Annotated in this window: 21 protein-coding genes; all 21 read right to left on the reverse strand. The window is 35.5% G+C overall.

Annotated features, from left to right (window positions below; translation table 11 throughout):
• Positions 1-15 precede the first annotated feature (15 nt).
• Positions 16-708, reverse strand: a complete 693-nt coding sequence (locus ABDZ60_RS05795; protein WP_343776852.1) for a head maturation protease, ClpP-related — start codon at positions 706-708, stop codon at positions 16-18.
• Complete coding sequence (locus ABDZ60_RS05800) at positions 708-1,943, reverse strand: phage portal protein (protein WP_486187731.1); 1,236 nt, start codon at positions 1,941-1,943, stop codon at positions 708-710. Before ABDZ60_RS05800 ends, ABDZ60_RS05795 begins: the two co-directional genes overlap by 1 nt.
• A 56-nt stretch (positions 1,944-1,999) precedes the next feature.
• Positions 2,000-3,019: a type II toxin-antitoxin system antitoxin DNA ADP-ribosyl glycohydrolase DarG gene (gene darG / locus ABDZ60_RS05805; protein ID WP_343776853.1), complete on the reverse strand. Its 1,020-nt coding sequence runs from the start codon at positions 3,017-3,019 to the stop codon at positions 2,000-2,002.
• A 31-nt stretch (positions 3,020-3,050) separates the two neighbouring features.
• Positions 3,051-3,641 (reverse strand): DarT ssDNA thymidine ADP-ribosyltransferase family protein, encoded by a 591-nt coding sequence (locus tag ABDZ60_RS05810; RefSeq protein ID WP_343776854.1) that lies wholly within the window; start codon positions 3,639-3,641, stop codon positions 3,051-3,053.
• 121 nt (positions 3,642-3,762) lie between these two features.
• The gene (locus ABDZ60_RS05815; RefSeq protein WP_343776856.1) at positions 3,763-5,310 is read right to left on the reverse strand and encodes a terminase large subunit; all 1,548 of its coding nucleotides are present in this window, start codon (positions 5,308-5,310) and stop codon (positions 3,763-3,765) included.
• On the reverse strand, positions 5,310-5,786 hold the full coding sequence (locus ABDZ60_RS05820; RefSeq protein WP_343776858.1) for a phage terminase small subunit P27 family: 477 nt from the start codon (positions 5,784-5,786) through the stop codon (positions 5,310-5,312). The genes ABDZ60_RS05815 and ABDZ60_RS05820 overlap by 1 nt, the downstream gene beginning before the upstream one ends.
• Positions 5,787-5,863: 77 nt before the next feature.
• A complete protein-coding gene (locus ABDZ60_RS05825; protein ID WP_343776860.1) occupies positions 5,864-6,070 on the reverse strand; it encodes a gamma-glutamylcyclotransferase in 207 nt (68 codons plus the stop codon).
• A gap of 11 nt (positions 6,071-6,081) precedes the next feature.
• Complete coding sequence (locus ABDZ60_RS05830; RefSeq protein ID WP_343776862.1) at positions 6,082-6,537, reverse strand: gamma-glutamylcyclotransferase family protein; 456 nt, start codon at positions 6,535-6,537, stop codon at positions 6,082-6,084.
• A 72-nt stretch (positions 6,538-6,609) separates the two neighbouring features.
• A complete protein-coding gene (locus ABDZ60_RS05835; protein ID WP_343776864.1) occupies positions 6,610-7,518 on the reverse strand; it encodes an amidoligase family protein in 909 nt (302 codons plus the stop codon).
• 110 nt (positions 7,519-7,628) lie between these two features.
• Positions 7,629-8,903 carry a DNA cytosine methyltransferase gene (locus ABDZ60_RS05840; protein ID WP_425544845.1) on the reverse strand — a complete coding sequence of 425 codons (1,275 nt, stop codon included), beginning with the start codon at positions 8,901-8,903 and terminating at the stop codon, positions 7,629-7,631.
• Positions 8,854-10,083, reverse strand: coding sequence for a site-specific DNA-methyltransferase (locus ABDZ60_RS05845; protein WP_343776866.1), 1,230 nt, complete (start codon positions 10,081-10,083; stop codon positions 8,854-8,856). Before ABDZ60_RS05845 ends, ABDZ60_RS05840 begins: the two co-directional genes overlap by 50 nt.
• Positions 10,073-10,510 (reverse strand): RNA polymerase subunit sigma-70, encoded by a 438-nt coding sequence (locus ABDZ60_RS05850; RefSeq protein WP_343776868.1) that lies wholly within the window; start codon positions 10,508-10,510, stop codon positions 10,073-10,075. Before ABDZ60_RS05850 ends, ABDZ60_RS05845 begins: the two co-directional genes overlap by 11 nt.
• Positions 10,511-10,716: 206 nt before the next feature.
• Complete coding sequence (locus ABDZ60_RS05855; RefSeq protein ID WP_343776870.1) at positions 10,717-11,070, reverse strand: HNH endonuclease; 354 nt, start codon at positions 11,068-11,070, stop codon at positions 10,717-10,719.
• Between the two features lie 235 nt (positions 11,071-11,305).
• Entirely contained in the window at positions 11,306-12,412 is a 1,107-nt protein-coding gene (locus tag ABDZ60_RS05860) for a hypothetical protein (protein ID WP_343776872.1), read from the reverse strand.
• 141 nt (positions 12,413-12,553) lie between these two features.
• On the reverse strand, positions 12,554-12,919 hold the full coding sequence (locus ABDZ60_RS05865; protein ID WP_343776874.1) for a type II toxin-antitoxin system PemK/MazF family toxin: 366 nt from the start codon (positions 12,917-12,919) through the stop codon (positions 12,554-12,556).
• Positions 12,920-12,931: 12 nt separating this feature from the next.
• Positions 12,932-13,420, reverse strand: a complete 489-nt coding sequence (locus ABDZ60_RS05870) for a hypothetical protein (protein ID WP_343776876.1) — start codon at positions 13,418-13,420, stop codon at positions 12,932-12,934.
• Positions 13,398-14,765 carry an SNF2-related protein gene (locus tag ABDZ60_RS05875; protein WP_343776878.1) on the reverse strand — a complete coding sequence of 456 codons (1,368 nt, stop codon included), beginning with the start codon at positions 14,763-14,765 and terminating at the stop codon, positions 13,398-13,400. The genes ABDZ60_RS05870 and ABDZ60_RS05875 overlap by 23 nt, the downstream gene beginning before the upstream one ends.
• Positions 14,746-15,030: a VRR-NUC domain-containing protein gene (locus ABDZ60_RS05880; protein ID WP_425544846.1), complete on the reverse strand. Its 285-nt coding sequence runs from the start codon at positions 15,028-15,030 to the stop codon at positions 14,746-14,748. Before ABDZ60_RS05880 ends, ABDZ60_RS05875 begins: the two co-directional genes overlap by 20 nt.
• 260 nt (positions 15,031-15,290) lie before the next feature.
• A complete protein-coding gene (locus ABDZ60_RS05885; RefSeq protein WP_343776880.1) occupies positions 15,291-17,645 on the reverse strand; it encodes a virulence-associated E family protein in 2,355 nt (784 codons plus the stop codon).
• 118 nt (positions 17,646-17,763) lie between these two features.
• Complete coding sequence (locus ABDZ60_RS05890) at positions 17,764-19,704, reverse strand: DNA polymerase (protein WP_343776882.1); 1,941 nt, start codon at positions 19,702-19,704, stop codon at positions 17,764-17,766.
• 154 nt (positions 19,705-19,858) lie between these two features.
• Positions 19,859-20,410: a DUF2815 family protein gene (locus ABDZ60_RS05895; RefSeq protein ID WP_343776884.1), complete on the reverse strand. Its 552-nt coding sequence runs from the start codon at positions 20,408-20,410 to the stop codon at positions 19,859-19,861.
• Between the last annotated feature and the right edge of the window lie 4 nt (positions 20,411-20,414).

Consider the following 20,414-nt stretch of genomic DNA (forward strand, 5'->3'; position numbering starts at 1 on the left):
ATACATTCCTCCAATTTAATTCTTTATAAGATTAAGTCTTGTTAATAGTTGTTCATGAGGTGTTCCTGTCTCTACTACAGGCTGTGTTTTCTGTGCCTTTGGTATTTTTCTCAATAAGGTATTAGTAACAGTTACTTTATCAAAGATAAAACCATCTGTAGCATTTCCCTCAGTATCCTCATATAAAACTTTATCTGCAAAACCAAGTTCTACTGCTTTTTTAGCACTAAACCAAGTTTCAGCATCCATCATTTTTGATATTTTAGATCGTGGAAGTCCTGTCTTTTGCTCATAAGCATTGATTATGCCTTCTTTAACCTCTGACAGCATATCGATTCCACTTTGTAAATCCGCTGCTTCACCAAAAATAACCGTAGATGGATTATGGATCATCATCATTGCAACTGGTGACATTAATATTTCATTCCCTGCCATAGCAATAACTGATGCTGCACTAGCTGCTATTCCATCAATCTTTACTGTTACTTTGCCGTTATACTCTTTTAACATGTTATAAATTTGACTTGCAGCAAATACATCTCCTCCTGGTGAATTCAGCCATACTGATATATCTCCCTCTGTAGCTGTAAGTTCAGCCTTAAACTGCTTAGGAGTAATCTCATCATCAAACCAACTATCCTGTGCAATGTATCCATCAAAATAAAGTGTTCTGCCGTCTTCATTCTTTATCCAGTTCCAAAACTTCATTACTTTACCTCCAATCCTGTAGTATTTTTATTTGCAAATGCTCCTGCATCAGCAAGCTTTGTCATGTTCCCATTAATTAAATACAAATCTCCACCAAGCTCCTCTGGTATTCTATTAAGATTTTCAAGTTCCCTTATATCATTGCTTGATAACCAACCATTCTGCCTTCCAACAGCATAGCCATTCATACGGCTTTGATAGTCACCTCTAAGTAATCCATCCACATTGAACTTAACAAAATACTGTTTCTTTTCACTTCCAGTAAACAAGGCTCTTTTAATAGCTTGCTCCCACCTAACAACCCAAGGGTCAAGTGTGTACATAACAAATTCCAATGATTGCTGTTCTATATTAGAAAAACTTGATTTATCAAGGTCTCCAATCATATGTGGTGGAATTCTAAATATCCTTGCTATCTCATTAATTTGAAACTTTCTAGTTTGTAGAAACTGTGCTTGTTCTGGTGGAATACCTATACTTTGAAACTTCATGCCCTCTTCTAAAACTGCAACCCTGTGTGCGTTGGAACTGCCTTGATACACACTGTTCCAACTCTCTCTAACTCTTGCGGGGTCTTTTACTACCCCTGGATGCTCAAGTACACCTCCAGGATTAGCTCCATTTGCAAAGAATTTAGCACCATATTCCTCAGTTGCTATTGCCATACCTATAGCATTTTTAGCCATAGCTATTGGAGAATAACCAATCAAACCATCAAATCCCAGACCAGGAATGTGTAAAACTTCATCACTTCTAAGGGGATAACTCTGTCCTTCTTTGCTATAAACGTAGTAAATATCACCATTCTCAGTTCTATTCACAGCCATTTTATCTGGCATTAACGGATATAAAGCCATCACATTGCCTCTTCCATCACGAACTATTTGTGCATAAGCATTTCCCCATAATAAAAGATGACCCATCAGTGTTTCTCTAAACACAAATGAGGTCATCTCAGGATTTGGTTCATCTGCAAGGAGATGATATATCTTATGTTCTGCTGCTTTCTCCTTACCAGTTTCTGTGTATCTATAAGTATGAAGTGGCAATGAAGCTATTGTTTCAGCTAATATTCTAACGCAGGCATAAACTGCAGTAGTTTGTATTGCTGTTCTTTCATTTACTGTTTTACCACTAGTGGTACTACCAAAGAAAAAACTATAAGTGCTACCCCAAAAATTATTTTTAGGGCCTGCTCTAGGCTCCCAAAGTCTTGATATTATTGGTATTTTCATTGTGTTTACCTCCTAAAAATGGGTATGAAAAAAGCACCTGTGATCAGATGCTTTATCTAACTTGTAACAATATATCCCGTAAAAGTTTTATCAATAATATTTGAATTATATAACTTGTAAATCCCATTTAAGATATCATTATCTGAATATCTATTAGCTTTATCTGCAGACCATTCTTTAAAATGTTTTAAGATTTCACCTTCACTTAATACTTTTTGTTCACTAATTAAGAATACTATAGTTGCCAAACATTCTAGCTCATGATTTGTCTCGATAGAATTCACATAATTTGCAGCTTTCTCTATAAACGGATTCAATTGAGCCAATTTAGTTTCTACATTATCACTTACTATTTTATTATATAAAATTCTATAAGCATCTTCTGTATTTTTGACATTATGATACTTTTGATACTCTTTAATATTTTTACTAATTATAGCTATAGAATTATCATACGGACCATACTTATGTCTTTTAAAAATAAAATAGTTTTGGTTTGAAAATATATTTAAAAAATATGCTGTCTTTTGTAATCTTAAGGTGTCAAACTTATTTAACCTATTTTTTATCTGCATTAACACTAAAGCTGAAGTACTTAATTTAGGTTCAATCGTAGGTTGAGAAATATAATTTTTAGAAGGTTCATAAATATAAATTTCTATCTCCTTGGATATCACTGATAGCTTTTGCTCAATTAATTGCTTTACTTCTCCCCAAATAAGTCCACCATTTCCACTACCTAATGGTGGAATCGCAATAGATTTAATATTTAGTAAATTAATTAACTTAACTAATTCATCTAATCCATCTGCAACATACTCCATTTTAGAATTTGCTCTCCACTTATCTTTTGTAGGAAAATTAATTATTAACTTTCCTTTTTCTCTAAAATAGTGTAACTTTCCTACTTTGAGATTACCACTTTTACAAGCTTTAACATAATCCATATTATTTTCTGGATACTGTAACTTAAACTGATAAGCTATTCCCTTACCCATATATCCTTCACAATTAACAGTATTAACCAACACTTCCGCTTGTGATTTTAATAAATCACCTGTTGTATATATAATCAAGTTCTCACCTCCCTATCCTTATTACTTTCCTCTATACCCAAGGCATAACATCAACATATGGTGGTTTTTCAGTTATACCGTGATCTTTTAATTTTTTCTCAACTAGTTTTTTTGTTTCATCGTCTTTTACATAAATACATTGAAAGCACTCTACTGGCACTGTAAGTTCTGTTAAACATTCTGCCATCTTAACTTTTTTTGCATAATCATCATCTCTTCCTTTACTATGCATAGTATCCCAATCGATAGCTTCAAAACCTTCTGCATAATCCATTAGTTTGCATTCCTCCATATTAAGCGGATGCCTTGGTAATATTTTGAAGTTGTTATATTCAGCATCACTTCTTGAAATACAAATATAAATAAAATCTTCATTTTCATATGTATTTTTAACTGCAACATCAAAAGATGAATATGGATGAAAATGAAAAGGCGTATATATATCTAACCCTAACTCTGTACGTTTTGATATTATTTCATGATTTGCAACATCTCCAAAAGCCATTTTCTCCTCAATAATGGTTTTTCTTGGTAATAACCCATTTTCTAAAATTGAGTCGAGATTACTTAACTTTGTCAAATGATATATTAATTTTCCTTTTTTAGTATCCTTTATTCCCATAAATTATGTTTCCCCCTAATATCAGTATACCCATTAATGTTAATAAACTACTTTAAAAAACTTTTAATTACAACAATTATATCAATAAATATACTAAACTTCTACTAATTAAGTTTAAAAACTATATTATGAGAATTCCTCTCTCATCATAAACACTACCACCTCCACCTTGATTCCTAATTGCTCTATCTAGTGCCATAATCAAAGCCACTGCACCGTCAATTTTCTCTGTACTTTTTTCTTTATCAGGCTTAATATTTCCTGCTGGGTCAGTTTTAACATAAATGTTATCCATCATCCATCTAAGTACTGGATTTCCTCCATGTGTTATTTTCTTCTCAAGGGTCAACTTCATTAATTCTTTTGATGATGGTGACATATCTTTATATCCTTGTCCAAAGGGTACTACTGTAAATCCCATACCATCAAGGTTCTGTACCATTTGAACTGCTCCCCACCTGTCAAAAGCTATTTCTTTTATATTGTATTTAGTTCCTAACTCTTCAATAAAAGTTTCTATAAATCCATAGTGGACCACATTACCTTCTGTAGTTTTTATAAAACCTTGCCTCTCCCACACATCATAAGGTACATGGTCTCTTCTTACTCTAAGTTTTAGATTATCATCTGGTATCCAAAAGTAAGGAATTACTATATATTTTTCATCTGATGTTCTTGGTGGAAAAACTAAAACAAATGCAGTAATATCTGTAGTACTTGAGAGGTCAAGTCCTCCATAACATTCTCTGCCTCTTAATGAATCTAAATCTATATTAAAATCACACTCGTCCCATTTATCCATCTGCATCCAACGAGTTGATTGTTTTACCCATTGATTTAATCTAAGCTGACGAAATATATTTTCTTCAGCAGGATTTTCTCTTGCACTATTATAAGCATTTCTAACTTTTTCTATATCAATGGTATGTCCTAGAGATGGATTCGCCTTATACCAATTCTTCTCTAATCCCCAATCATCATTATCATCTATCCCATAAATAACTGGATAAAAGGTTGGATCTATTTTTCTACCATCAATAATATCAAGTGCCTTTTGATGTTGCTCAAAACAAATAGAATTTCTATCTGTACCAGCGGTAGTTATAAGAAAAAATAGTGGCTGTAATCTTGCATCTCCAGAGCCTTTAGTCATAACGTCAAATAAATCTCTATTAGGTTGAGCATGAAGTTCATCAAAAACAACCGAGTGAACATTAAGTCCATGCTTTGTATAAGCTTCAGCTGATAGTACCTGATAAAAGCTATTTGTCGGCTTATATATAATTCTCTTTACTGACATTATAGGTTTAATTCTTTTTTTCAATGCAGGACACTGATCAATCATATCGATAGCAACATCAAATACTATAGACGCTTGTTGTCTATCTGAAGCACAGCCATAAACTTCAGCTCCCCATTCATTATCACCACAAGTCATAAGTAGTGCTACTGCTGCTGCAAGTTCTGATTTACCATTCTTCTTAGGAATTTCTATATAAGCAGTATTATACTGACGGTATCCATTTTCTTTTACATTGCCAAATATATCTCTTATGATTTTGTCTTGCCAAGGAAGTAAATCGAAAGGAACACCTCTCCACTGACCTTTTGTATGCTTTAAGCAGTTGATAAAATTAACAGCGTGCTTTGCCTTTGCTTCATCATACATTATTTCACCTCGCCCCTTAGCATCATTTCCATAGGGTCTAAATAATCATTAGAACCTTTGTCTGCAACAATTCTACTTCTTGAAGAAGGTGTAAGTCCAAACTGTTCACAGAATTTAATCATTATCTTAAGATAAGTCTGAGCAATAGACACCTGTGGCACTTGCTGCCAATAACCACTTGGGGTTTTTACAATTGTTCCATGCTTTGATATAAATTCTTCCGCCTCTTTCCAACGTGCATAAGCTTCACAATATCCTGCAAAGGCTGCCATATCAACTTCTGTTAATATACCAAGTTCCTCAAGTTGCTTTGCAACCCTTCTCCATTCCTTTTTAGCTTCTGCATCAAGCCAACTAGGACACTTTGGTGCTTTTTTCTGAGGCTTAGGTTCAAATTCATTAAGCGGTCTTTTGCCAGGATTGCCCTCAAGTTCCTTTACTGCAGTTGGCTTTGGCTTTCTTCCTCTTTGTGCCATAGGTTTCACCCCCAATCTTTAAAATTTATCGCAAGAAAAGAGCCTACAATTTGTAGACCCTTAACATAACTTTCTATTTAACCTTTAATGCCTTTGTAATTATAATTACCTTTCTTGATTTCTTCGTGATCAGCCTTAACTGCCTTCTCATAATCCTTATCCTTTTTCTCTTTTTCAGAGCAATCCATGCAAATGCAATCGGTATTAAACATTGACATTATTCTGCCTTTCTCTAAAGAGCCACCACATCTATCACATGTTTTCTGTGTAAAAAATTTATCCATAATTACCTCCACTATCTAAGTTCAGATAAGCATTCTGAATATGCAATTTGCAGTGGTTTTAAATCAATTCCGTTATCAGAATACCCTCTAGCAATTACGTTAAAATAATATTCTGTAGGAGCTGCTACCATATTGGTATATTCTCTAGCCATAATATAAACCATAGGTGTTTTAGATTTACCTTTTACCGTAACCTCAACTTCTTCCTTTATATATAAATTAGGATAACCTTCATATAAATCAAGAGCTACTTCACAATCCTCAGTTATTTCCCATAAAACAATTGGTACTTTCCTACCTTTGCAAGGTTCAATGTTTGCAACACCTTTATACCTTCCTCTGAATGTTAGCTTGTAATCTTCAAGCATTCCAACTCCTGCAACCTTAGCTTTGGGACATCTATGACTCATTTGCTCCAAATTCATATTTGAGCCATATGCGCCATACAGTTTTGTTTTTCCTGCCATTTTCATTTCTCCTTCTTTACCCCTATTTAGTTTACTACAAGGGGCATTGTAGCCCCTTTTGTAGATTTAGTTTCAAGCAACTCTTGGTGTTCTCCAAGCTGCATCTCCATCAAGTGCTTTCATAAGGTGCTGTCTACAATTTTTAAATTCATCTCCAATAAGTCCAAGTCTTAGTAGCCAGCATCTAAAAGTATATTTTTCATTATCGGTGTGGGTTCGTTTTGCACTTGCACTCTTTTGGTTTAATGCTTGGTGGCTTACTGCTAGGCAGAAAACTATGTAGCTTCTAATTTTTCCTGCGTGTAAAGTTCCATTGAAAAGTCTAAATTCAATAGTTCCTTTTGTAAAAGTGCTGTGCAGGTTAAGCCCATGATATCTGCTTGTATGATAATGACGTTGTCTATTTTCAACACCGTACTCGCTGTACCAAATATCAGCAAGGTCTGTTAGTGTTTTTGGTTTTTTCTTATTTATAGTTCCAATCAAATTCTCATTAACCTTTTGGCAATACTTTACTCTTGCAGGGTCTATCTCAAAGCTCTTGTAAATTAAATCTTCCTTTGAAGCCATAAGGTTAACCAAGTTCTTTAGCGTGTTTGGTGTATGTTCTTTTGCACCTATGTGAATGTGTATACCGCATTGTAATCTACTTTCACTAACTGCACCTGCGTGCCTAAGCTGTCTAATAAGTTCTTGTAAAATTTCGATGTCCTCATCATACTTTAAAATCGGTGTGACCAATTCAACGCTGTAACTTCTGTCTGCTGAAGCAAGTCTACCTTTTTCATTTTTCATTGTTTTAATGCTGGCATCACTCATTATCTTCCAAACCCTTCTGTCTGGTGCTGTTACCTTGTAGGTATCGTAGCTATCAAATGTTCTTTCAATCTGTCCCCCTAAAAAATTTGAAGCAACCTCAGCAGCTTTTTCTCTAGTAATTCCTGTCATTTCAATTTCTACACCGATTGTTTGGTTTTTCAATGTTTTCTACCCCTTTCAAAGTGTGTTTATTACCTTTTGGTAGTGTACATATTACCTCTGAAAGGTGTATATAGCCAGTTATATATGCGAGATTCTATCAAATAAAATCACTATTTTTGTAGTGTCATAGCCACTACATATGCAACATTTACTGTTACTGCATTACCTGCTTGCTTATAGAGTTGGGCATCTGAATTCACAGCTTTTGCTTTCTGAAACAGTTCATCTGAGAATCCCTGAAGTCTAAAGCATTCTTTGGGAGTTAACCTGCGAATGCGATAATTTTTATCAAGTGTTCCTACTGCACAAGAAGTATCAAGCGTTCCAGCTATGCCCTTTCCAACTCTCCCTCTTCTAGTGGTGCTATTAGGGAAGTTTAGGTATATGCCATCTCCAATATCAGCTTCTGCATAACCTTTCTTTGTCGCATTTTTAATAGCAACTACATGCCTGTCTTGACCAGTCAAGGTAAACATAGGCTCATCAGCATTCTTCATTCTTCTTCCATTTTGTCTTTTCTCTTCTCTATCTGGAGTAAGAATAGGATAAGCTTCAAGAACTCCACTGTTCATAGCAGTTCTATTTACCACTCCTGCTGTATAACGAGATGTAATACATCTTGATGTATCTGTAATTTGTGTCTTTGTAGTTGATTGATCTATAAAGTAAAGACCTGTTTTTGCACCAACTCCACCAGCATTACCAACAAGAGTTGCAGAAACACCATCAGAATCATAAACTCTATAGCCTTGCATTCCACCTATAATTTGCTTAAGAGCTGCTGTGTTTTCTCTGCTGAGAGGTAATATTTCTCGTCTACCTCTGCTTCTAAGATTTGCGATAATGAACACACGCTCTCGGTTTTGAGGAACTCCGAAGTCTTTAGAATTAAGCACCTGCCAGAGTGTGTCATACCCTGCTTGGTCCAGTTCAGAGAGAACGGTGGCAAAGTCAAATCCATTATTAATTGAGAGCAGGTTTTTAACGTTCTCAATAAGTAAGTATGTGGGTTTATCTTCTTCTGCTTTGCCTTTGATGAGGTCAATAATACTGAAATAGATTCCACTTCTTTTTCCTCTAAGTCCTCGTTGTTTTCCTGCCACTGAAATGTCTTGGCAAGGGAATCCGAAGCACCAAATATCTGCTCTTGGGATTTCTTCTGTTCTAAGTTCTGTAACATCATTTGCATACCACTCTCCTTCCGTATCAAACATTGCTTTATATGATTTAACTGCAAATTTATCTTTTTCACAAAATCCAATACATTTATGCCCTGCTAGTTCTAACCCCAATCTAAATCCACCAATTCCAGCACAAAAATCAAGGAAGGTCATATTAATCACAACCTTCCTTTTGAATATCAGCATATTTAATTTTCTCACCATCTCTTAAAAGAAACACAGTTTCATCACTATCAACTTGCTCTATAAACCGCTTAACTATAACATCAGCATACTTTTCATCAAGCTCTATGGTATAGCAAATTCTATCTGTTTGTTCGCAGGCAATAAGAGTAGAACCACTACCACCAAATGGGTCAACAACAATAGAATTAGTTAAACTTGAATTTGTAATTGGGTAAGCTACTAAAGCTATTGGCTTCATTGTTGGATGGTACTTTGATTTTGTAGGTCTATCAAAGTTCCAAGTAGTTCTCTGTTTTCTGTCTGCATAAAATTTATGTCCAGCAGTAGGTTTCCAACCTACAAGTACTGGTTCATGATTATATTGATAATCACATCTTCCTAGTACTGGTGAATTCTTTACCCAAATACAAGTTTGATGGCAAAAGAATCCTGCATCTTTAAATGCCACTCTAAAATTAACGGTTTCTCTATCAGCATGGAAAACATAAATTGAACCACCATCTGCGAGGCTTTCATACATACCTTTGTAAGCATTAAGCAGAAACTCATAGAACTTTTTATCATCCATATTATCATTTTGAATTGTACCAGCAGTACCTTCATATGCAACATTATAGGGTGGGTCAGTTACAACTAAATTTGCCTTTTTGCCTTCCATAAGCTTTTCATAAGTTTCAATCTTGGTGCTATCACCACAAATTAAACGGTGTCTACCTAAGATCCAAATATCTCCTTGCTTTGTAATTGGTGTTTCAGGAAGTGGCTCATCAAAGCCATCTTCTTTCACACCTTTAGGGCGTAGTTCATTAAACAGTGCATCAATTTCTGGTGGATCAAATCCTGTAAAAGCAATATCATAATCTAATGACTTAAGGTCTTCAATAAGATCCGCTAAGAGTTCCTTATTCCACTCACCGCTAATTTTATTAAGTGCAACATTTAATGCCTTTTCTTTGGTTTTATCAACATCAACAATTACACAGTCAATTTCAGTAACTCCAAGTGTCTTTAATACTGATATTCTCTGATGCCCACCAATTACCGTTAAATCCTTATTCACAATAACAGGGTCCACATATCCAAACTCATTTATGCTGTTTTTTATCTTCTCAAACTCACTATCACCAGGCTTTAATTTTTTTCTTGGGTTATATTCAGCAGGCACAAGTGAATCTATTTGCAATTTTTTAAACTCCATTATCGTCCCTCCAAAATCTATCTTTTATGTAGCAGCTATGGCTACAGTACTTACGTTTCTTATTACCATAAACACTAAACTCTTTACCACAGTGTGGGCATGTATATTGGTAAGTGGCATCATCACTTTTATTTCTTTCGCTTTGATTTTCACGCCACCATTTACGCCTACACTCCTCTGAGCAAAATCTCCTAGTTCTACCTTGTTCCTTTTGCTTAATAGGTTTTTCACAGCAAGCACAGAGTAGATTTCTCTTTACTTTTTCTTCAACATTAAGAGCAACAACACATGAGTCACCATCTAAACCATTTCGCTTACAAAATCCTCTAACACTATCTCTGGATAATCCCAAAAGTCCTGCAATCCCTTTATATCCCATTCCCTTTAATCTAAGTTCCCGTATTTTTTCTTTTTCTTCAGCTGTCATGTGAGTTGCTCCTTTCAATAAACTTTTACGCAATAAAAAAGTAACCACAAACCCTTGTAGCTACTTAATTTGAACTTTCTATTATGCGATTTTATAGTACCCCCCTTGTTTAATTCTGCGAAAATTCACGCAAGAGGGAGCGGCGGTCACCAGCTTGTCCTTCATAGAGATTTGATACCCCCTACCCCGTTCAAAAATGACCGTGTTCAAAACTTATATTCTTTATATCTATCTTCAGTCATTGTTTTAGTATCATGACAACTCTTACAAAGTGGCTGCCAATTGCTCTCATCCCAAAACAATACCTTGTCACCTCTATGTGGTTTAATATGGTCAACAACTGTTGCTTTAGTAAGCTTACCTTTTTCCTTACATCTAACACACAAAGGATTAGCTTTTAAAAATCTATTTCTAGCAGTTCTCCATCTACTATCGTAACCTCTACTTGAAGCACTACCTCTTTCATTAACATAAAGTTTTCCATGCTCTTCACAATAGTTCTCTTCTGTAAGATTAGGACATCCTGGATGTTTACAAGGCTTTTGGGGTTTTCTCGGCATCAACCATCCCTCCTCTCTTATGTACGAAGCGTAGTGAAAGGATGGAAAGATACGCTTCGGCAAGGCATAAAAAAAGAACCGCAGACAAATTTGCCTTGGCTCTTTCTACTTCTCGCATCTTAATAATAACACAAAGAAAATGAAAAGTCAGTCTACTCTTAGTCTACCAAGTAACAAAAGGGGGTGACATCTAAATAATATAGAAATTTAACTACATGAAATTAGGTATTTTCATCTAAACGCAAGTAATATCTATACTATTGCCCTGATTGGTAGCTAAAATGGTATCTTGTAGTCCATGCAATAATTTTTCTGATTTTACTACGCTATCCTCATTCAAAAGTGCCTTTATGTCCGAATTAAAAATATACTTTACTATACCCTTATTCATAGTGTCTAATGTAGACAAATTAATTTCTTTCCTCAAGTCAATTAACCCTGAAAAATGTCCTGCTAGTAATCTAAAATACCACATACATTCTTCCATTAATTTAATATTGAAATCAAAAATTGACCTCACATATAATTGTGATTTCTTGTTTCTCAAATATTCATACAAATAGTTAATATCTCTATTCAAATCAAAATATATGATTGGGGAAAATCTATACTTATCTTCATTCCAATCAATATTCCCATAATTTGTAGATGACTTTACTTGAAGCTTTGCCATTAATTCATATTTTGTAAAGGGAATATTCGCTTTTAAAATATCCTCCATCGATTCCTTGGCACACCAAATAATGTCTTTATTAATATGATTAGGCTCATAAACATAATTGTTATTTTGGTAGTGTATGATTCCTGCATCGCTATATAAGACTACTCTTTTATGAGATGGCGAAAAGGGCGTATATCTATCGTATTGGATGTCACTATAATATTCATTTATGTCATTTTTAAAACAAGCATAATTAATACATTTTATATTCAGATTTGAATCTCTCTTGCAATTATCTATCACAATGCACTCTGATATATTACCAAGCATAAACATAATTCTACGCATGTATTCTTCAATTATAGCCCTAGTTTTTTTCCCTATTTCTGGTTCAATCTTTATAAAATCTTTTTTCAATTCTAAATTATCAGGGTTGCTTACATGTGCGATTACTATTTTAGCTTTTCTATTTGCATTTATTGAAAACTCATTTGCCTTATCATTAAGATTAACTTGGTAATCTTCAATATATCTAAGCAACTGTTCTCTATACATATTAATCTCTATTTGGGGTACTATTCTCTGTGTGGTTAAATTATTTAAAGTAACTATCAAAAAATCACCTCCTGGTACAAGTTTGCCTATATCTCTTACTTTTAATGATCCCCACATACAATTCATTATTGCCAACCCTTATAATTTTAAAATTTATAATAATATAAATTTCTGTGTCGTGCAACAATGTTTATTTAGTAACCATTGTAACAAATAATCAATTTTATTTCCACAAAAAAACAGCCGAACTCACTCCGACTGCCATTCTTAATTATACTCTGCATAAGCACCGATTTGTATCTGCAATGCCACCGTTATTTGTTCCATTACCATGTCATCAACAATTTCACCAATCTTTTCAAGAAGTAAGCTCTTATCTAATGTTTCCACCTGTTCTGCTAGAGCCATACTTGCCTTATCTAATCCACTAATTACTCTCGGTGGTATTTGAACATGGGTAGGGAGATATCTTTTCTTCCATGTCCTTGCAGTAAGTGGTATCACTGTCACTACAGGAGAATTTCTATTAGCCTTATTATTGCTAACAACTACCGCAGGGCGAATCCCACTCTGCTTATAAGAATTATAGTTTTTTCCAAAGTCCACATAATATATATCACCACGTTTGCACATTCTCATCTCCTCCTAACTTAAGATATAAGCTTCTGTCTGCTTATCACGAAGTTCATACCTTGCATTTAATTCTTTAATAGCTGCTTTACGATACTTTCCAATCATGGCGTGGCTAACATTATATTTTTTCATCATTGTCTCCCAAGTTAGTTCACCATTCAATAAATCCATCATAACTTCCGATAAGACGCCCTGAAGTTCTAATATATTATGTTCAAAAAAGGTAATTTCTTCATGGATTGATTTATATCGCTTCAAAAGAAAGTCATACCAATCCTCATTCTCACGTTCTGCTATATGTTTATAATTTAAAGCTATTTTAGAGGTCTTATCAGAAATACTACTTGTCTGTATTCTTTCATCTCCTTCTGGATGTGAGAAACACATGGACTCAATTAATTCTTCTTCATCAATCCCCACAAATTGCCTTAACTGAAACTCGAGAACAGAAAGTTCTCGTTTCATGTTTTTATACTCTTTAAACATCATTTCTGCTCTCATTCAAAGTTCCTCCTATCCTTGCTCGAACTGCTGCAATCAATGCTGCCTGTCCAACATTTTTTCTCTCCAAGGCCTTCATAACATCTTCATCCACAGTTCCTACAGTAATAATATGTTCAATGACCACCGTATTTTTCTGTCCTTGCCTATACAATCTTGCATTCATCTGTTGATATAGTTCTAAAGACCAAGTAAGTCCAAACCATACAATAGTTGATCCACCATCTTGTAAATTAAGTCCATGTCCTGCTGATGCTGGATGAATTAATGCCACAGGAATTTTCCCTTCATTCCAATCTGCTATATCCTTTGCTGTATTAATATTTCTAACATCAAATCTTTCTAGGATTCTATCCCTATCATGCTTAAACCAATAAGCAACTAAAAGTGGTTTACCATTTGCAGCTTCAATCAAATCCTCAAGTGCTTCTAGTTTTCTATCGTGTATATGAATTACTTTTTTGTTTTCATCATATACAGCTCCATTGGCCATCTGTAACAATTTATTTGTAAGTGCAGCAGCATTCACTGCATCTAATTCTTCCTCTCCAATCTGAATTACCATTTCTTTTTCAAGTTGTGTATAAAAAGCCATTTCTTTTTGATCCATCATAACCTCTACACGATTACTAAAATACTCTGGCATATCTAAGTAATCAACTGCTTTCATGGAAATACAAATATCACTTATCAGTTCATATATTTTTTCTTCTGCTCCTGCCTTTAACCTATAGGAAAAGATAACATCACGGTTTCGCTTATCTGGAAGAAAAAATTGCTCTCTGTAACCACCAATAAATTTTCCTAACCTTTCACCCATATCAAGTAAATTCATTTGCGGCCAAAGATCCAACAAACCATTTGGAACCGGAGTACCTGTTAACCCAATGATTCTTTTGACCATAGGTCTTACTTTCTTTAATGCTTTAAATCTTTGTGCTTTATTGGATTTAAAAGAAGAGAGTTCATCAATAACAACCGTATCAAAATCCCATTTATAATTTTCTACTAGCCACACCACATTCTCTCTATTAATAATATAAATATTAGCTTTACACCTAAGTGCATCTTCTCGTTGTTTCTTTGTACCAAGTACCTTTGCAATCTTTAATCCAAATAAATGCTCCCATTTTTCAAACTCTCTGCTCCAGGTATCCTCTGCTACTCGTTTAGGTGCAATAACTAACACTTTACCAACAGAAAAATAATCAAGTGCTAAAAGCCATACAGCCGTTAAGGTAATCACAGTCTTGCCTAATCCCATATCGAGCATTAAAGCACAGATGGGATGTGTTAATATAAATTCAGTGGCATAGGACTGATAATTATGTGGATTGTATTTCATGAAGAATCCCTCCAATCATTTCTAAGTTATCTATGCAATAAACATGAAAGCCTAAGTTCTCGAAGGTCTGTTTTCTTTTCAGTTGAAGTGGTCGCATCTTCTTTCCAGGAGCCTTTATCTCAGCAAATGCAATCTTACATTTTGGCAGAAGAATAATTCTATCTGGCACACCATTCAAACTAGGAGACACGAACTTAACCGCAAGACCTCCCATTTTTTTTACCTCACGGACAACCGCCTGTTCAATCTGCTTTTCTGTCACCATATCTTTTCACCTCCGTTTCCCAATAGCCTCTCTACGCGCGTATAGGTGCAATATGCACTTTACACGTATGAAACACCCTATTATATATACATTCATAAATATAAGTAAGTATAGGCAACATAAGAAACCAACCACCCTGCATCCCTTACGGTTAGCCATTTTACACTAATTGCTCTAGCCACTCTTTTATGGCTACCACATCGGCAAGTGCAACCTTTATAAAAAGCAACTTATTGCCGATGGTTTCCGTAAATTTTGCCCTAATTTTCTTCTCTAACATAACCCTTTACTACACCATAAATTGAAAAACGCATCTTACCCTCTGGATGTTTCCACCCTTCAATATTACTCATAATGGCAGCTATCTCATTGGCATCTTGACGTTTCAAATTACCCCGTTCCTTCCCAAAGCATTCACACCATATTTCCATATTGCAGACTCTCTTTCTCTTATTCACGCCAACATGATTCCCTCCATCAAATTCAGAGCCATTGATAAAATTGCGTCTTTCATAAAGGCTCATGCTATCCCAATTTACTGGTAGTAACATATCCAAATAATCTCTGATTGTTCCCTCTCTCTCATCTTGCTCCATGGCTTCACGTTGTTCATGAACCGCCATCTCCTCCAGTTCCTTTGGAAGATGGATTTGCTCTCCATCGTTATAATAATAAAGTGTCTCTGCCCAAATTTGTGCTACTTCCTCATCCGCCAATTCCCATGAACCTCTACCTGTACCACCTGGTACTTTTACAGGCCAAAACCTACGATTTCCTGTAATATCACGAAGATAGGTATCTGCATTGGTTGTTCCAATAAACACACATTGCCTAGGATGGGGTGTAGCTCTTCTTCCAAATGCAGCTCTATAGATATCATTCTGCCTTGAGAGGAAACCACGAAGTGTTTCTATATCTGTTTTCTTAAGTCCCGCTAATTCTCCAATTTCAAGTATCCAAAATCCTTGTAGCTTCTCTGCTGCTGTTTTATCCTTAGTATCACTAAGAAGCAAGGAGTCATTAAACCATTCACCACAAAGCTTTGCTATCAGCGTGGATTTACCTTTACCCTGTGGACCACTTAAAACAAGCATCGTATCAAACTTGCATCCTGGCTTCATCACCCTAGCTATAGCTGCACATAAGGTTTTTCTAGTTACTGCACGAACATATAGGTTATCTGTAGCACCAAGAAAATCAATCAAAAGCGTATCTACTCTTGGTACTTTATCCCATTCTGGAAGTGATGCTAAGAATTCCTTAATTGGGTGATAGGAGCGATCATCTGATACTTTGGATACTGCAATGTCATAGTTTCTTGCAGAGAAGTTCCCATAAGTCAAATCTACATAAGAAATAAGTTGTGCATCATCTGCATCCCTCCAAAACTTTGATGGATGCTGCCATGGAACTTCTCCTTTTATCTCCATTCCGTCACTTAACTGATTAAACACAATGGATTTTAGATTTTCATCATGATTTAAAATAAGTAAAAGGTTTTTTAGATTATTAACAATCACACCCTGTCTGCTGTATTCAAGACCACTTCTCCACTCCTCTTCATTCTCAAACTCCATCTTTGCAGCTTCTTCTCTTTCTTTGCCAAGTGTCAATTTCACAACTTCATTCTGAGATGCAAACTCCTGCATAGCTTTAAATGAGGGTAGTTTTGTAGATTCAGTATCTTCATCTGCTTTTGTATCAAGGTGTCCAAACTTATGGATACGTACCACGTCAAAAGCATTCATAAGCCTATTGCAAGCGGGATCTGTGGCATGATGACTAAATACAAATTTATCTTCATACACCACAACTCCCGATGCTGAATCAGCTGGAACATAATCGTAACGTCCTATCATTGCACTTGGCTTGTACACATCTGATATAAAAGTATCCATTGCCTGAGTTATTGTGTAAGTACGGTTAAATGCCCCTATAATTCCGTCTTTTGCTAATGGATCTGCCTGCTTTTTAATATCCCTTTGCACCACAATATGTTGCCTTTTACTTACTGGCCATAAACTTAAATCTTTCCAATTCTGATAACGAGCAAGCACCTCATCAGGGTTTACCAATTTTCCATCAATCTCTTTGTAAATGAACTCTCCATCAGAAGATGTACTTGGCCAATACATAAGTCTTGAAGGTTCATAGGTAGAATCATCGAATAATTCAATACCTATATCTGATGCAATCATTCTAGAAATTGCACCATATTCATCCGGTGTAACCTCACGAGTTAAAAAAATTATTAAGCGAAGTCTTGGATTCTCTGGTGTATGCTTATGAGTAGAATAAAGCACACATTTCATATCATGAAACAGTTCCAATTGATCAATAATATCTTCTGTGCCATAGTCCATATCAAGGGTAATGGCAGACCTTGAAATAACACTGTCTTTCTTACGTCTGCCTCCTTTTAGCTTTCCAAGAACAAACCCACCCACATCTTTAATATCATCTTGTTTTCCCTTTGGCATTTTCTTATATTGCTCTATAGTCTCCGCAGTTCGGTGGGTATGAGAGATTCTTTCAATAAAAGCTTCCAATTCCATCTCCTGCCCGTTCCACTTCTTTTCCATTCTTGAATTTCCAATTGATACAAACAGTTTCATTTCTGCCTACCTCCTTGGGATTGATAATTTCCACACCAATAGTCTTTTTTATTTGCTGCCAGACAATAGAACCTATGTCTGCAGATGTTACACATTTCTTCTGTTATCATTCTATCTCCTAATCCTTTTTATAAAATAGACTTTCAAAGCCTGCTGCCTTTAGTGGCAAACCTTCTGTCCAACTTGGGTTCATTGCCATAATTTCATTGACTTCATCTACTGAAGAAATACCTATAGGAACTTCAAGTACAACTTCATCATGTACATGACATACAATAGCAAATCCTCTCTCTTCCAAGCGTAGCATTGCTTCTGCCAATATATCTCTACTAGTAGCTTGTACAATATTTTCAACTAACTTTGGTCCATAGGTTTCAAGACGCATCCACTTCTTTGATTCACCAATTCCTTCATAGGTAAGTCCTTCTCTCCCAAATTTGTTTAGTTCCATTTTGGGTTTCACATAAGAAAGTTTTCTGCCCGATGGGAGCGTTACAAACAAAATCCCACTGTGGTAATCAAATCTAATCTTTCCAACACTAGTTGCTCTTTTATCTTTCACTGCTGATATAGCTGCTGCATCTACATCCCACCAAAACTGTGAGATATGTGGATTGGCCTGTCTCCATGTATTAACCAAAGGTTGTAACTCCTCTTCTGCTAACCCCATATTAAGTGCACCCATAGAAATTAAAGCTCCTACTGCACCACCATATCCAAGAGCAAGTTCTGAGATTTTACCTTTTTGCCTAAGTGGTGAGGTTTTTGTTATTTCTTCAACAGGAACATGAAACATAGCAGATGCCGAAGCTTCATAAATCTTACCGTGTGTCTTAAACACATCAATTCTCCAGAATTCATTTGCAAGCCATGCCAGTACCCTTGCTTCGATGGCAGAAAAATCACTAATGATAAATCTATAACCTGGTTTTGCTATAAAAGCCGTTCTTATTAATTCTGATAAAATATTTGGTGTACTTTCATAAAGTAACTCTACATCTTCATATCTGCCATCTACTACAAGTGAACGAGCAAGTTCCAAATCTTCAATATGGTTTTGTGGTAAGTTGTGGATTTGCACCAGTCTGCCTGCCCATCTCCCAGTTCGATTTGCCCCATAAAATTGTAATAATCCATGAACTCTATCTCCATGGCAAACTGCCCTATCAATAGCTTCATACTTCTTGACTGAAGTTTTTGACATAGAAAGTCTTAATTTTAATAGTTCTGAAACATCTCCATCCGTTTTATCTACTAGTTCTTTTACATTCTCTTTGGATAGAGAATCTACTTCTATACCCTTCTTAAGTAACCATTCCTTTAATTGCGATACACTATTGGGATTATCTAATTCTGATAATTCATAGGCTCTTTTAGTTGCCATATCCTTATAAATCAAGTCACAGGTAATTGCATTCTCCACCATTCTTCTATCTACCATAATGCCCCTATCATTTATTCTCTGATCTAAGCAATAAAACGTTTGCTCATTTTCACTGATAGGAAATTTGGCTAATTTTCTTCTAATTTGCTTTTCTACATCTACGTCACGTATACAATATGTTTTAAACAACTCCCACTTTTCAGGAGCATCTTCTGGTCTGTTTCGTGTTCTGCCACCATTCACTTTAGTAGGTTTACACGGGCAACAAAAATATTTAATGAGTTCTTTTCCTTCGGACATTTTCTTCTTATCAAGTGATAGCACTTCACCTACACCTTCTAGGTTAAGTGGCAAAGCCAACATAGAAGCTTGTACTGCGGTGCAACACCATACCTCTGGTTTTAAATGTAATCCAAAGTATTTATTGATACAAGTACGTTCAAAGTTGGCATTGAAAGCGGTCTTAACTACAGAATCATCTAGGAGTAAATCCATTACATCTGTAGATAGTTGCTCCCCACTAGACAAATCAATTACTTTTGTTTCCCCCTCATCAATGGCATACGCAAATAAAAGAATTTCAAAGTTTGGTGAGTCTACATATCGATATACACCACAGCTGATGAGGTCTATATCTGAATATGACTCAATATCCACGCTCAACTGTTTTGCCATACATAAGACCTCCTGTATTTGATTTTCCTACTTCTTCTCTTATCCAACTATTCATCGAATCAACTCCTTTAAAAATAGTAATGACTGTATTTACAAAAGTGACGGAAGAATTTCTATATGTAACAGGGCGGAGGTTGCCCACCGCCCTATTGCTTTACCCTAAGAAATCTTCCTCTGCTTCCACTGCATCAAAGTCATCTGAAGCATTTCTTCTACTTCCAAGTGGAGTTCCAGATTTTAACAGCTGTATATTACCTAGTCCCGCTGCTATGCCGCGATTCCCGTTGGAATTATACCCATAAAAAGTTACCGAGATTCTACCATAGCATCCACTATAGACTTCTGATTGGTCTAGGATAGGTTGTACACTTTTATCTACTACCTGAGGAGCCTGTTTACTGTTAGCATTTAAGAAGTATGCATTTTCATAAGCTTCATCATCAGGGCGGTCAATATCCCCATCTCGAAGTGGTGTTTTTAAATTAGCAGGGATTTTACCACCCCATTTTGCTACAGACTCTTTCTTTGCTACTTCAATTGCAGCTTGAATCTTTTTGATGATTTCTTTATCCTTCTTATCTATAATTGCTGACACTGAATACTTAGGCTCACTTCCATTGATGGACTGTGGTTCAAAGCAGTTTAAATAAGAAAATCTGCAAGGGATAATAACTTTAGTTACTTGTTGGTTATTTACTGTACTCATAATT

It is taken from the genome of Clostridium sartagoforme, assembly GCF_039521405.1.
GTDB classification, from domain to species: Bacteria; Bacillota; Clostridia; order Clostridiales; family Clostridiaceae; genus Clostridium; species Clostridium sartagoforme.

Excerpts from the sequence above, each read along its gene's own strand:
- ABDZ60_RS05795 (WP_343776852.1), bottom strand. The coding sequence starts at position 708 with ATGAAGTTTTGGAACTGGATAAAGAATGAAGACGGCAGAACACTTTAT.
- ABDZ60_RS05875 (WP_343776878.1), bottom strand. The coding sequence starts at position 14,765 with ATGAAATACAATCCACATAATTATCAGTCCTATGCCACTGAATTTATA.
- ABDZ60_RS05855 (WP_343776870.1), bottom strand. The coding sequence starts at position 11,070 with ATGCCGAGAAAACCCCAAAAGCCTTGTAAACATCCAGGATGTCCTAAT.
- ABDZ60_RS05895 (WP_343776884.1), bottom strand. The coding sequence starts at position 20,410 with ATGAGTACAGTAAATAACCAACAAGTAACTAAAGTTATTATCCCTTGC.
- ABDZ60_RS05825 (WP_343776860.1), bottom strand. The coding sequence starts at position 6,070 with ATGGATAAATTTTTTACACAGAAAACATGTGATAGATGTGGTGGCTCT.
- ABDZ60_RS05865 (WP_343776874.1), bottom strand. The coding sequence starts at position 12,919 with ATGTGCAAACGTGGTGATATATATTATGTGGACTTTGGAAAAAACTAT.
- ABDZ60_RS05830 (WP_343776862.1), bottom strand. The coding sequence starts at position 6,537 with ATGGCAGGAAAAACAAAACTGTATGGCGCATATGGCTCAAATATGAAT.
- ABDZ60_RS05860 (WP_343776872.1), bottom strand. The coding sequence starts at position 12,412 with ATGAATTGTATGTGGGGATCATTAAAAGTAAGAGATATAGGCAAACTT.
- ABDZ60_RS05815 (WP_343776856.1), bottom strand. The coding sequence starts at position 5,310 with ATGTATGATGAAGCAAAGGCAAAGCACGCTGTTAATTTTATCAACTGC.
- ABDZ60_RS05840 (WP_425544845.1), bottom strand. The coding sequence starts at position 8,903 with ATGGTGAGAAAATTAAATATGCTGATATTCAAAAGGAAGGTTGTGATT.
- ABDZ60_RS05810 (WP_343776854.1), bottom strand. The coding sequence starts at position 3,641 with ATGGGAATAAAGGATACTAAAAAAGGAAAATTAATATATCATTTGACA.
- ABDZ60_RS05885 (WP_343776880.1), bottom strand. The coding sequence starts at position 17,645 with ATGAAACTGTTTGTATCAATTGGAAATTCAAGAATGGAAAAGAAGTGG.
- ABDZ60_RS05820 (WP_343776858.1), bottom strand. The coding sequence starts at position 5,786 with ATGGCACAAAGAGGAAGAAAGCCAAAGCCAACTGCAGTAAAGGAACTT.
- ABDZ60_RS05850 (WP_343776868.1), bottom strand. The coding sequence starts at position 10,510 with ATGACAGCTGAAGAAAAAGAAAAAATACGGGAACTTAGATTAAAGGGA.
- ABDZ60_RS05845 (WP_343776866.1), bottom strand. The coding sequence starts at position 10,083 with ATGGAGTTTAAAAAATTGCAAATAGATTCACTTGTGCCTGCTGAATAT.
- ABDZ60_RS05870 (WP_343776876.1), bottom strand. The coding sequence starts at position 13,420 with ATGAGAGCAGAAATGATGTTTAAAGAGTATAAAAACATGAAACGAGAA.
- ABDZ60_RS05890 (WP_343776882.1), bottom strand. The coding sequence starts at position 19,704 with ATGGCAAAACAGTTGAGCGTGGATATTGAGTCATATTCAGATATAGAC.
- ABDZ60_RS05800 (WP_486187731.1), bottom strand. The coding sequence starts at position 1,943 with ATGAAAATACCAATAATATCAAGACTTTGGGAGCCTAGAGCAGGCCCT.
- ABDZ60_RS05880 (WP_425544846.1), bottom strand. The coding sequence starts at position 15,030 with ATGGTGACAGAAAAGCAGATTGAACAGGCGGTTGTCCGTGAGGTAAAA.